13 protein-coding genes and 1 pseudogene are annotated in these 12,473 nt (G+C 39.7%); 10 read left to right on the top strand and 4 right to left on the bottom strand.

Going from position 1 to position 12,473, the window contains the following annotated elements:
• Positions 1–15: 15 nt before the first annotated feature.
• Positions 16–537: a hypothetical protein gene (locus tag Q5O24_13680; GenBank protein ID WKY47387.1), complete on the bottom strand. Its 522-nt coding sequence runs from the start codon at positions 535–537 to the stop codon at positions 16–18.
• Between the two features lie 255 nt (positions 538–792).
• A complete protein-coding gene (locus tag Q5O24_13675; GenBank protein WKY47386.1) occupies positions 793–1,200 on the bottom strand; it encodes a hypothetical protein in 408 nt (135 codons plus the stop codon).
• Between the two features lie 258 nt (positions 1,201–1,458).
• Here Q5O24_13675 and Q5O24_13670 point away from each other — a divergent pair, with 258 nt between their 5' ends.
• The 5 genes and pseudogenes from Q5O24_13670 (at position 1,459) to Q5O24_13650 (ending at position 6,278) form a co-directional block, all read left to right on the top strand.
• Positions 1,459–2,634, top strand: coding sequence for an IS110 family transposase (locus Q5O24_13670; protein WKY47385.1), 1,176 nt, complete (start codon positions 1,459–1,461; stop codon positions 2,632–2,634).
• Positions 2,635–3,234: 600 nt separating this feature from the next.
• Complete coding sequence (locus tag Q5O24_13665) at positions 3,235–4,272, top strand: uroporphyrinogen decarboxylase family protein (protein WKY47384.1); 1,038 nt, start codon at positions 3,235–3,237, stop codon at positions 4,270–4,272.
• Positions 4,273–4,565: 293 nt separating this feature from the next.
• Positions 4,566–5,054, top strand: coding sequence for a helix-turn-helix domain-containing protein (locus Q5O24_13660; GenBank protein WKY47383.1), 489 nt, complete (start codon positions 4,566–4,568; stop codon positions 5,052–5,054).
• Between the two features lie 45 nt (positions 5,055–5,099).
• Positions 5,100–5,291 (top strand): annotated as a pseudogene (locus Q5O24_13655) (methyltetrahydrofolate cobalamin methyltransferase).
• A 237-nt stretch (positions 5,292–5,528) separates the two neighbouring features.
• Positions 5,529–6,278 (top strand): arylamine N-acetyltransferase, encoded by a 750-nt coding sequence (locus tag Q5O24_13650; GenBank protein ID WKY47382.1) that lies wholly within the window; start codon positions 5,529–5,531, stop codon positions 6,276–6,278.
• 129 nt (positions 6,279–6,407) lie between these two features.
• Here the strand turns inward: Q5O24_13650 and Q5O24_13645 are convergent, their stop codons facing one another.
• Entirely contained in the window at positions 6,408–7,664 is a 1,257-nt protein-coding gene (locus Q5O24_13645; GenBank protein ID WKY47381.1) for a diguanylate cyclase, read from the bottom strand.
• A gap of 286 nt (positions 7,665–7,950) precedes the next feature.
• Here Q5O24_13645 and Q5O24_13640 point away from each other — a divergent pair, with 286 nt between their 5' ends.
• Positions 7,951–9,063: a diguanylate cyclase gene (locus tag Q5O24_13640; protein ID WKY47380.1), complete on the top strand. Its 1,113-nt coding sequence runs from the start codon at positions 7,951–7,953 to the stop codon at positions 9,061–9,063.
• A 111-nt stretch (positions 9,064–9,174) separates the two neighbouring features.
• Complete coding sequence (locus tag Q5O24_13635; protein ID WKY47379.1) at positions 9,175–9,396, top strand: hypothetical protein; 222 nt, start codon at positions 9,175–9,177, stop codon at positions 9,394–9,396.
• On the opposite strand, the gene Q5O24_13630 is transcribed toward Q5O24_13635, so the two are convergent.
• Positions 9,397–9,561 carry a hypothetical protein gene (locus Q5O24_13630; GenBank protein ID WKY47378.1) on the bottom strand — a complete coding sequence of 55 codons (165 nt, stop codon included), beginning with the start codon at positions 9,559–9,561 and terminating at the stop codon, positions 9,397–9,399.
• Between the two features lie 574 nt (positions 9,562–10,135).
• Here Q5O24_13630 and Q5O24_13625 point away from each other — a divergent pair.
• The 3 genes from Q5O24_13625 (at position 10,136) to Q5O24_13615 (ending at position 12,402) form a co-directional block, all read left to right on the top strand.
• Positions 10,136–10,525 carry a hypothetical protein gene (locus tag Q5O24_13625; GenBank protein WKY47377.1) on the top strand — a complete coding sequence of 130 codons (390 nt, stop codon included), beginning with the start codon at positions 10,136–10,138 and terminating at the stop codon, positions 10,523–10,525.
• Between the two features lie 9 nt (positions 10,526–10,534).
• The gene (locus tag Q5O24_13620; GenBank protein WKY47376.1) at positions 10,535–11,131 is read left to right on the top strand and encodes a class I SAM-dependent methyltransferase; all 597 of its coding nucleotides are present in this window, start codon (positions 10,535–10,537) and stop codon (positions 11,129–11,131) included.
• A 131-nt stretch (positions 11,132–11,262) separates the two neighbouring features.
• On the top strand, positions 11,263–12,402 hold the full coding sequence (locus tag Q5O24_13615; protein ID WKY47375.1) for a Fic family protein: 1,140 nt from the start codon (positions 11,263–11,265) through the stop codon (positions 12,400–12,402).
• Positions 12,403–12,473: the final 71 nt, after the last annotated feature.

Genomic DNA, 12,473 nt, shown 5'->3' with positions numbered 1-12,473 from the left:
ATAAAAATGAACTATTTATTTGGCGGATAAGAGTGCCAGGTCCTTTTCAATTGAGGATTTAAATTCTTTAAGCAGTAGCTTCTGATTATCATTTAATTCCATGGGTTTATCATCCAACACGCAGATGGTTCCGAAAAATTCACCGTCTGGCCATTTCAGTGGCAGGCCATAATAGGAAATCATGTCAATAGCAACATCGGGGTTGTCCTTCCAGGCTGCTAACTGTCTGGCATCGACAATTGATAATTCGTTATCAGTAGCAATCACCGTCTCGCAATAGAGACCATGACAGAGTTTATCATTGCCGCCAACATGATAAGGGTTTTCGGGATTTTGGCTCATCAGAAAAACCTGCATGGCAGTGTCTGTAATTTCCATAATTAAACCGGCTCTTACCTCGGTAAAGGCAACAATCAGATTAGCTATATTCTGCCACCCTGTCTGCATGGTTTCAGCAATCAGGGGTTTGTCTGGACTGGAAATGGCAACTTCCTGAAAAGAACTATCAGAACGTAATTTGACTTTGACTTTTTTCATTTTAAACCTCCTTGGAGTTGTTAGTCATAGATATTGTTTACCCTTATTGTTTTTAAAGTACCAGAAGATAGATGAAGTAGTGGTCTTTAATATGCTGTTGAAATAAGCAATTAATTAAATGAAACTGCGGATATCCTTAATGGAGTGTAGTTTGTGGTAACAATAACATTCTTGATTATTGAGCGAAAAGAAAGGTGTGTTATTGTTTTAACCGCAAAAAAATAAAAGCGGCAGCTAAAGCCACCGCTTTAAATTTTAGTGCTGTGGATGTATGTTGTTGTGATCAGTAGGATGATGTTTTTTTCTCCAGTTCAGATAGTAAAGAAAAGCGATGACAAAAGCGGGACCGGAGAGCGTCAGACTCCAGCTGAGGGCAATATACCAGGCCAGATCCCCCTGAAATACTCCCATAAAAACCAGACCCATATAAAGAAGCCCGGCCAGGGCAAAAGCAATGGCACCAACAATTTCCCATTTCCAGGCTAGAACAATGACAATCACTAAGATGATGACCGGGATATTATGCATCAAAAATCCCAGCAGCACTTCTGGTATGCTCATTCCCGGCGAATAGACATCAAAAGAAAATAGAAGCAGAAAACTGGTCAACAGTATGGACAGAATTCTAGGTGTCCAGTATAACCATCTGGGAACGGAATTCATTATAAAACCTCCTCGTATTATATAGTAGTAGTGTTTATAGTCCCTCTCCAAGGACTGTATGCTATACTTTTTGGAGATACTGTGGATTGGTTCTCATCTCCTACCACTAGATGGTTTTCGAAAGGCTCCAACCACAGGCTCTTTGTATATTTGTTAATCAGTTAGATACCGCATGACGGTTTATTTAGAACGAGGTTACAATCGCAGGGAGTACCCGTGGGTTCCAAACAGTATTAAATTTATTCAAGGAGAACTGTTATGATTTATGCAGGAATTGATGTTGCTAAAGATAAGCATGATTGCTTTATTACTAACTCAGATGGAGAGATACTCTTTAAAGCCTTTACCATTATGAACAACCGTGATGGTTTTGATGATTTTTTTCAGAAGATTTCCTCTGTTGCAGAAGATTTAACTAAAGTAAAAGTAGGGCTGGAAGCCACAGGACATTACAGTTACAATCTTCTCGGTTATCTCGTTGATAAAGGTCTCGCCACCTATGTTATCAATCCGTTACATACCAATCTGTACAGAAAAAGTCTAAGCCTTAGACAGACGAAAACGGATAAGGTAGATGCCCGAACAATTGCTTCTATGATTATGTCTGATGTGAACTTAAAGTCCTACTCAGACACATCTTACCACAATGAAGAATTGAAGTCATTAACCCGCTATCGTTTTGATAAAGTAAAGCAACGTTCGAAACTTAAACAATCTATTTCCAGACTTGTTACAATTCTTTTCCCTGAATTGGAAAAACTTGTTCCTACTCTTCATTTAACTTCTGTTTATGCATTGCTTTCTGAATTCCCGGGTGCTAGTGCTGTTGCGTCTGCTCACCTTACGCGGCTTTCCAAACTCATTGAAACAGCCTCTAAAGGTCGATATTCCAAAGATACCGCTGTTCGTTTCAGAGAAGCCGCTAGAACTTCTATTGGCTCAAATATGCCGGCTAAATCACTGGAACTAAAACACACCATTAAGCTTATTCAGGAACTTGATTGTGAAATTGATGAAATAGAATCTGAAATCAAAATCATAATTGATGAAATAAATTCTCCCATTCTTAGCATTCCTGGAATCAGTTATCGTATGGGGGCTATGATTATTGCTGAAATCGGTGATTTTAAACGCTTTGATACTCCTGACAAAATACTTGCTTATGCTGGTCTGTCGCCATCAACTTACCAATCAGGACAACTTGATGGTGCCTATTCCCATATGGAGAAACGAGGCTCCAGATATCTTCGCTATGCATTATTTAATGCAACTAAATTTGTTTGTAACTGGGATCCAATATTTGCAGCTTATCTTGCAAAGAAACGTTCTGAAGGAAAACACTACAATGTCGCAATATCTCACGCGGCCAAAAAGCTTGTAAGAGTCATTTACCAGTTGGAAAGATCTGGGCAAACATACATTAAATCAGCTTAGATTTTTTTAATAAATATCTCTTTTTTGAGCACCTGCAAAGATGCTCTTTTTGTCATGCAGTTTTCAATGTTCAGTTAACTCATTTTCAGTTCTTAACTTATCTGAACTGCATTTCTGCAATTCATTCAAATAATGTCAATTTAGACTTGACTTTTAATAGTTAGTCTTTCATTAAAACCGGTAAAACAATACTAGTGTTTTAGTCAAAACACATCTTACAGTTATTATAACCAGAAAAACTGGTAAATAACGTTAGTTGGACAATAAGTCCTGGCAGTGATTTTTGTAGGAGCAAAGTTTATTACATATGTACTGACAAAAAGGTATCTTTAAAATATATTTATGCATGAATAAAACTCTTTTTTCAATTGCTGGATATCTGTTGACACGAAAAAAGAGTGAAAAAGTTCGTTGAAATAGAAATCACGGTATTTAGTTTTCCCTATAAAAAACATAGTGGAGTTGTAGTAATTAACAGGATCTTTTATAATACATCCATAGAAATCAGAGATGATTGATATGAATGTATGACAATGAAGTCGTTCCTGCTAGGGATGGCTTTTTTTTGTTAAACTAAAAAACTTGTTAGGAGAAAAGTTTATGAATTCACTAGAAAGAGTCACACTTGCTTTAAATCACAAAGAAGCAGATCGTGTTCCTGTGTATCCTCTGATTAATAGTATTTCTCGAAAATATCTGGATATCGGATATGATGAATGGACCAAAGATGTAAACAAATGTGCAGAAGCAATCATTAAAGCGACAGACGAAGTTGATGTTGATGTAATCTGTACCCTGGTTGATCTCTCAGTTGAAGCGGCCGACTGGGGAATGGAGCTGAAATATTCAAAAAATAAAGCAGCTGGTCCGGCTAAAAATAAGCATCTGATCAGCAGCAAAGAAGATTATCATAAAATTGAAGTATTGAATCCGCGAGAAACTAAACGTATGAGCGAGCACATGGAATTGGCCCGTCTCTTATATGAAGCTAAAGGGCAGGAAAAACCGATTGTGGGTTTTGTCTTTGGACCATTGGGAATCCTAAGCATGATGTCCGGTCTGGATAGTTTATGTATTGATATGTTTGTCGCTCCAAATGATGTTAAAGTCGCCTTGAGAAATATTACCGAAACCTTAAAAGAATTTATTTCGGGCCTTATCGAAGCTGGTTGTCATGCCATTATGTTTGATACCCTTTATGCTTCACGAACTATTATGTCGCCTGAAATGTGGGACGAGTTTGAAGGTGTTTATATTGAAGAACTCTGTGATCATACCCGCGAAAAAGGGGGAATGGTTATGCTTCATAATTGTGGAAACGAAGTTTATTTTGAAGAGCAGATTAAACGAATGGACCCGATTGCGATTTCATACCAGCATCTTCCACCAGACTGTAAAGACTTGGCTGAAATAAAAGAAAAATACGGAGATAAAGTAACCCTGATTGGTCATGTTGAACCAGGCTGGTTACTGACTGCAACTGAAGATGATGTTCGCGCTATTTGTCGTGAACAGATTGATGCCTATAAAAAAGATGGCGGATTTATTCTGGCAACTGGATGTGAATATCCTGCTCCACTAGATGATACTTTTGCAAAAATTATGGTTGAAGAAGCTAAAACATACGGAAAATACTAGGCTGATTGTGAATTATAAAAGTTTGCTTCCTCATTAACCTGGTCAATGTTATACAGGCTCTTAAACCGTAATATGGGAAATAACATTAAAAATACGCATTTAATACCTTGTTTTAGGTAGTTAAATTAAGAAAAAATAAAATATAAAAAAACAACAACAATAACTACATAAAATGAGGTATTGTGGACCGGTCTGGTTTTGTTATGATTAGACCAGCAGATGAAAACGATTATTGCCGGCAGCTAATTTTTTTAGGCATCTGAAGAAAATATTTATGATCAGGAGGAAAGTTGATGGGAGATACATATGAAGAAAAAGTCCGTCGGGTTATGACCACACTCAATCATCAGGAACCGGATAAAGTACCAATTATGTCGATGTTTGAAACTTTTTCGATTCCTTTTGCAGGGGGAACCATTGAAGAACTCAATGCCCATCCGGAAAAGGAAATTGAATATTACACGACACCTCATCGGGCCATGTATAAAGCTTTTAATGAACTGGCCGGAATGCTGGTGCTTGATAATGCCAATCAGCTGTTTTACACCGGTTTGGAAAAAATCAGCAATTTCCTATACATATATCTGGACAATATCAACAAAGATGTGATTATGCTGACACAGAACGACATTATGGACCTGGTGGGAATCAATTTGAAGAATGTTTCCCGTTGTCCGAAGATTCTAAGAGACAATCAAGTCATTGAAACACGCCGGAATCGCATTATTGTCAGAGACAGAGAGAAGCTTCGACAATACTGTTCGGCGGCAATTATTTCATAATAAGGAAGGATAGAATATGGATTTAAACAGAAACGGAAATTGAGTATGATAATCATTGGAGAAAAAATAAACGGAACTATTCCGGTAGTAAAGGAAGCAATTGAAAAGCGTGACGTAGCTTTTATTGCTGATCGGGCAGTGAAACAGGCAGAAGTCGGAGCACATTTTATAGATGTCTGTGGAAGTACGGCACCGGAACAGGAAGTGGAAACCTTAAAATGGCTGATGGAGGTGGTGTAGGAGGCAACGGATACGCCATTATTTATCGACAGCCCCAATCCCCGGGTAATTGAAGATGAAAGTGCTGCATTTGCGGCGCTTTTTTTGATGTTGATGGAGAGATTTATTATTATCAGAAGTATGAAAATGCAATGAAAGCAGTAGAATATGGTGTTTGAAAAAAATTTTCAACTGACATTATGTTATACTAACAGAAAAGTAAATTTATCGCTTGAGGAAAAGAAGGAGTTTACGATGAAAGAAATAAAAGCCTATCTGGAACGCCTAAAAATTGATGAAATGCCGCAAGTCAGCGTGGAACAGCTTAAAAAATTGCATCAGGCTCACGTCATGACCATTCCTTTTGAAAATCTCACCGTTTATAAAAAAGAGCCGGTGTCATTAAAACAGGACGATTTATATAATAAAATTGTCCGTCAAAATAGAGGAGGCTACTGTTTTGAATTAAATAGCCTGTTTGCGGCTTTACTCAAAGAGATTGGTTTTGATGTCACCAGCCATCTGGCCAGAGTTTATCGTGATGGCTATGCCGAATCGGGAAAAACTCATCGGGTCAATACAGTGGAATTAGATGGCAATCGCTACCTTTGTGATGTGGGTTTCGGCGGGAATGGCCTGGTTACGCCACTTCTGATTGAAGAAAACCATGAAGAAGATCAAAATGGTCTAAAATATCGGCTCACAGCCCTTGATGATCAGACCTGTCAACTGGAAACAAGGATTGAAGATGACTTCATACCCAGCTATGCTTTTTCGCTGGAGCCTTGTATTGATGCAGATTTTGAAATTGCCAATTTTTTCACCTCGGCTCATCCGGAATCGTTTTTCCGCCAGGTTTTAATTGCCACCCGTCCTATTCCTGATGGCCGAATATCTCTGATGGATCGGGAAGTGACGATTCGTAATGGAGAAGAAAAGCAGGTTCAGGGATTTGATTCGCCTGAAGCTGCCTGGGCTTACTTTGAAAGCTTTGGACAGGCTTAGATGGTGCAGGGAGAATAAACCTGAGTGGGCAATTAAATTATTCCCAAACTTTACTGTAAAATGAACGGTGTCTATAATGTGGGCACCTTTTTTTAACTCCTTTTGGATTATCTGTTTCAGCTAAAAAAGCTATTCATTTTCAACCCGGTTGCGACCATTTTGCTTGGCCTGATATAGGGCACTGTCGGCGCGGGAAATTAGCTGTTCCGGTGTCAGGTCATCGTTGTAGCTGGTGACACCCAGGCTGATAGTGACCCGACCGACATCTTTAAAATGATTGTCGGCAACGGATGCTCTTAAACGCTCGGCCATAATGAGTGCTTCGGCTTTGTTGGTCTCGGGTAGAATAATCAGAAATTCCTCACCGCCCCAACGGCCCACAATATCTGAGTCGCGAACGCCCAAATTGAGTAGCCCGACCAGATCAATCAGGACCTGATCGCCAGCCTGGTGCCCAAAACGGTCATTGACGTTTTTAAAATGATCGATATCAAGAATAATGATCGAAAAAACAGTCCCCACTGAGTTCGCCTTCGAAAAAAGTGAATCGATACTTTCATCGAGTTTAAGCCGGTTGTAGGTCTGGGTCAGTTTATCGGTAATTGAGAGTCGGCGAATTTCTTCTTCCATTTTTCGGCGTTCGGAAATATCACGGGTAACCCCGAGCATACCAACAAATTTGCCTTCTTCATCATAGATTCCGGAAACCGTCGCTTCAGTCCAGACGGTTGAGCCGTCTTTGCAGGGCTGTTCCAGCTCGCCGCGATAAATATTGAAGGGCAGGCCTTTGGTTACAGAGTTGATGGCGCGTTCCAGACCCTTTTGCATTTCAATTAAAGAACCAGGGCAAAGCATCTCTTCGGCTGTCTGTTCCAGTACTTCAGCAACGGAAAAACCCCGCAGCTTTTCAACCGAAGGACTGACATAGGTAAATCGTCCATTCAGGTCCATGGTCCAGATCACATCGTCGGCATGATCAGCCAGCAGACGATGGCGGGCTTCACTTTTTTGAAGTCGTGCCTGAGTCTCAGTCAGGTCATCAATGACAGCCTTTAGCTTATCAGTCATGGTGTTAAAGGCGGCCCCGAAATCCCCGAAATACTCTATGTGTTGGGTAAAATCGCCTTCAGCCAGCTGTTCGGCTGTATGGGATAAAGTTTTGAGGGAAGACTGAAGGTTTTTAAGACAGTCCATGATATAACCAGGGCCTTCAATTGGAGCAGATAGGTTGCCATAGCTTAAGTCAGCAGCAGCCTTTCGCAAATGGTTGATGGTGTTGACCAGGTCGGTAAACATTGTATTGTCTTTGGCATCATCTGGAATTTTATTTGTGGGCAGGGAAGTATGAAGCAGGTCATATAGATAAGTAAATTCTTGTTCAGTCAAATTTTCTTCCTTTCTTGCCGCCTGTTTACGCTAACCTGGGCGCCGGTTTTATTTGGATTATTTTAATTTAATATTGGTTTCATTTTAGCACGTTGTTATTTAGCTTGGCAAGACCTGGAACGGGTAATTATTAAGGCATAGCAATTAGAGAAAGCTTATATGTTTTTCTAAAAAAACTAAACAAGTTGAATGAAAAGTTTATGATAAGACGAATAAATAGTTTCATTTTACCGGTGAATGAAATATAATGGTTTTGAGAAAATAACGAAAATCTTTAGGAGGAGCCATGCTGGAACAGAAATTTCAGAAATTTATGACCAACAATTATCATTTTCAACAGGATGATCCCCAGTTGAAACGAGTATTGATGATGAATGCCATCTTGTCGCTGGGGATTATCATTGCATTTCTATTTTCTGGAATTGCTGCTTACAATAAAATATATCCGGTGATGGTCAGTAACTTTATTGCCAGTCTAATTTGTGCCCTGGCCCTCTATGATTTTCATCGACGTCATGAAATTGTCTTTACGGCAGTGGTGATGATTCTCACCGAGGTTGGCATAATAACTGCCCTGGTCTGGTTTATCGGATCTGCAGAATACGATCTGATTTGGATTATTATCGTTCCACCAAGTGCTTATTTTTTGCTGGGCCGCAAAGGGGGAAGGATTTTTACAGTCGGTATTGCCCTATTGGTACTTTTTTACATTATCCTGAATTATATGGACTGGTTGGAACAGGGATACACTTTTGTCAGTGTCTTAAATCTTGGCTTTGCCTATCTGGTAATGACGTTGATTATCAGTTATTACGAGCGGACAGTGGTGGAAGCCTTTGGTCATTTAGAAGAAAAAAATAATGAGCTGGCAAGCCTGTCCGTGACCGATAAACTGACGGGTGCCTATAATCGAATCAAGCTCGATGAGATTCTATGTCTGGAGATCGAAAACTACCAGAAAACCAAACGACCTTTCTCAGTAATCATCGGCGATCTTGACAAATTTAAGGAAATTAATGATCGGTTGGGACATCTGGCTGGCGATCAGGTGCTAAAGAAGACCGCAGAAATAATGGGTGTAACGATCCGTGAAAACGATATCTGTGGACGCTGGGGTGGCGAAGAGTTTATGATAATTTGTCCTAACACCAGGCTTGAAGGCGCTGCTGTTTTGGCAGAGAAGTTACGACATAGAATTGAAATGAGCGAACAGGGTTTTCCGGTGACAATCAGTATTGGTGTGGCTCAAATTCGCGATGAAGATACTTTTGAATCATTGGTTAAGCGGGCAGACGATGCCCTGTATCGGGGAAAATCGAGTGGACGAAATCGGGTTGAATATGACAAGTCAGCCGGAGTGTTTGGACAGGGAACAGTTCTGGAGTTTGAAGGACTGTAAAATAGAAATTTTAACAGTTGGCTGTAAAGGTAGAGGATTAAAAATATGAAGGTGAGTGGAATTACAGCAGAATACTGCAGATAAATATATTGCCACAGGAGCTGTCACGCATTGATTATTTTAACAGAATCTTATAAATTTAGAATGAGCCGTCGGTTGATGCCGATGGCTCATTTTGATAATGAAGGGAGAAGTGTGATGAAGCCGACAAAGAGCGACAAAATGTTGTCGAATTTGGCAGAAACAGTAAATAAAAGACGGTCAACAAGAAGTTATGAAATGGAAGCGGTGGTCGGGCAGTCTGGGAGTTTATCCTGTCTGAAAAATAGCTGATTATTTTTTATTGTTGCGGTTGATCAGCAGTGGCATAAGCAGGAACAGGAAGCCGGAAACCCAGAGAATCATTCGGTTTGAGTCATCGAAAGCCATGGGAATGATCAGAAGGGCAAAGCCGAATACCGCCAGCATAGTTAAAAGGGATGGATTTTGTTTTTTCATCGAGCTCACCTCTTATTCTTATTATAGCCGGAAAGGCCGGGGGATAACGAAAATAGGCGTAAAAATTTTGTCACTTTTACTGTCACACATTGCTTATTTGACTAGAATCATATAAAATAAAAATAGTGAAATATAATCGTTTAAAAATCAGATTTTAGGCTGCGAAACTTATTTATTAAAATGCAGTTTGGACTGGATGTAACCGGCAGAACTGTCAGCAAGTGAGCATCACCTGACGGATCCAAAATTTTGACTGGAATAACGGGTTTTGTATCCCGATTCCTAATTTGAAGTGCGCGAGCCGTCGGTGGAAACTGGCGGTTTTTTTGCGTGATTATTTAATAAAAGGTTATGGGTGAAATTTCAATCAGGAGAAAGGAGGGCCTATGTCAGTCTATGAATTAAGCCAAAGCACGGTCAGAAACTGTCTAACTGGAGATGACAATCAGATAATCGGCCAGCTGAAAATGATTACCTGGGTTTCCTGAAAGAGAACGGTGAACTGATACCGGAAGAAGAGGCTCTGATTGGCAGTGTCGGGCATGAGTTTTTGAAAAGGATGGAAACAACTTCAATGTCTAAAACCTATAAAATGCCCGTACTTCTGGCCTTCTGGAATGATGGGACTATGAAAAACTGGGTGTCTGAGGAGGAACTGGTTAAAAATTTCTGGTTGTTTTATCAGAAGTCCTCAAATCGGATTGATCTGCTGCGTCATAAAAGAACGCGGGATTTTGAGAGCTGGAGCAACAAGGAAATAATGAGCCTGATGAATGAAAGCCCTCTTCACTTTCTACAGAAAACCGAGCATAAGTTCTTTTATCAGGAAGACGAGATGTTCTGTCTTTCTCAGGCGCTGGACGTCTTTGTTAAGAATCCGTCCTTTGTCAGCCAGTTTAAAGATATTATTGATTACCGTACCACCCGTTTTTACCGGGAACGGCTGGAAAAACTCAACATATAAGGAGCCATCATGAACGAAACCCTAAACTATTATAATCAGACCGCTAAAGATTTCGTGGACGATACCGTCTCGGCCGATCTTACGGATATTCATCAGCGGTTTTTAAATTATTTGCCACAAAAGGCCACAATTCTGGACTTGGGCTGCGGTTCCGGTCGAGATGCCAAAGCTTTTATTGAGGCCGGTTATACTGTGACGGCAGTAGACGGTGCAGAAGAATGTTGCAAGCTGGCTCAAACCCTAATCGGCCGCCCTGTTTCCTGCCTGATTTTTGATCAGATAGATTACGAGCAGGAATTTGACGGCGTCTGGGCCTGTGCATCACTTCTGCATGTGCCCTTTGATGATCTGCCAGATATATTTGACCGAATTGTAAAAGCACTTAAGCCAGGCGGGAGCTTCTATGCTTCCTTTAAATACGGGGATTATGAAGGTATGCGCAGAGGCCGATACTTTACCGATTTGAATGAAGAAAGGCTGGAAGAACTGCTAAAGAAGGTTGAGGGACTAAAAATTGTAGAGACCTTTTTGACCGGGGATGCCAGGGTTGGCAGGGAAGATGAGCAGTGGTTTAATTTGGTGGGAGAGAAGGAAAGGATAAAGTAGAATATGAAATGCAGCGAATAGTTAAGTTGTGTTAGAATGAAGTGTGCTGTTATGAATTGATATTCAAAATGGTTTGAACAACAAGATTGTAATCAAGTAATTCAGTTATCATATTAGATAGAGGTGTTATTATGTATTTAGAGGAATATCAGGCGGGGATTTATGAACCCCAATCAGAATTTAGTTCATTTATTCCAGCAATTATTAATCGCCAATGGGAATGGAAAACGCCTCAAATAAACGTTCTTTTGGAGCAAGCTAATCTTGAATTAGGGAGTCTTGGCAGTTACTCCGAGTTGGTTCCCAATATAGATTTATACATCAAAATGCATTTACAGGTAGAAGCTAATAAATCAAATCGTATTGAAGGTACGCAAACAACAATTGAAGAAGAAATGATGCCGATTAAAGATCTTGATCCTGAAAAACGTGATGATGCGAAAGAAGTCCATAATTATATTAATGCACTTCAACATGGCGTAAATAGAATTATTCAAGATGATTTTCCGCTGAGTTCCCGATTGATCTGTGAAATTCATAATGAATTAATGCAGGGGGTTCGCGGTGAACATAAAACCCCAGGTGAATATCGGACAAGTCAAAACTGGATTGGAGGTAGCATGCCTTCTAATGCATCATATGTACCGCCTGCACATATACATATACCTGAATTGATTACTGACTTAGAAAAATTTATCCATAATGATAAAATTTATGTGCCAGCATTCATTAGAATAGCAATGATCCATTATCAGTTCGAAAGCATCCATCCGTTTTTAGATGGAAACGGAAGAACTGGCAGGATTATCATACCTCTTTATTTACTTAATTCTGGATTACTGAAAAAGCCTTGCTTTTACATATCCGATTACTTTGAAACACATCGTACAGAATATTATGATGCTCTAAATCGTGTACGACTAAATCATGATATGATTGGTTGGATTTTATTTTTTCTGAAGGCCTCAATAGAAACGGCAAAGACAGCAAGGATAAAATTTGGTAAGGCGGTGTCGCTTGTCGATGAGTATAATCGAATTGTTCCTCAGATTACCGGTAGTGGTGAAAATGTTCAGGCGATATTTGATTGTTTCTACAATAATCCTATTCAAAATGCAAATATTTTAGCGGAATCAAATGAACTCAGTAAGCAGACGGTTAGTCGAATTTTATTAGCAATGTGTGAAAAGGGGATACTGGAAGAAATAACTGGATACTCGAGAAATCGTGTCTATGCAATGAAAAATTATATTGACGTATTTCGGGTTTGATGAAACATCTATAGTTCCCTCAAAACGAAAAATTGGAACTATAGAAAACCATAGTTCCAAAAAAACGAAAA

Source organism: Eubacteriaceae bacterium ES3 (genome assembly GCA_030586155.1).
Classification (GTDB): Bacteria; Bacillota; Clostridia; order Eubacteriales; family Eubacteriaceae; genus Acetobacterium.
Note: the sequence above shows the minus strand (reverse complement) of the source record. Positions and strands in the feature narration are given on the sequence as shown.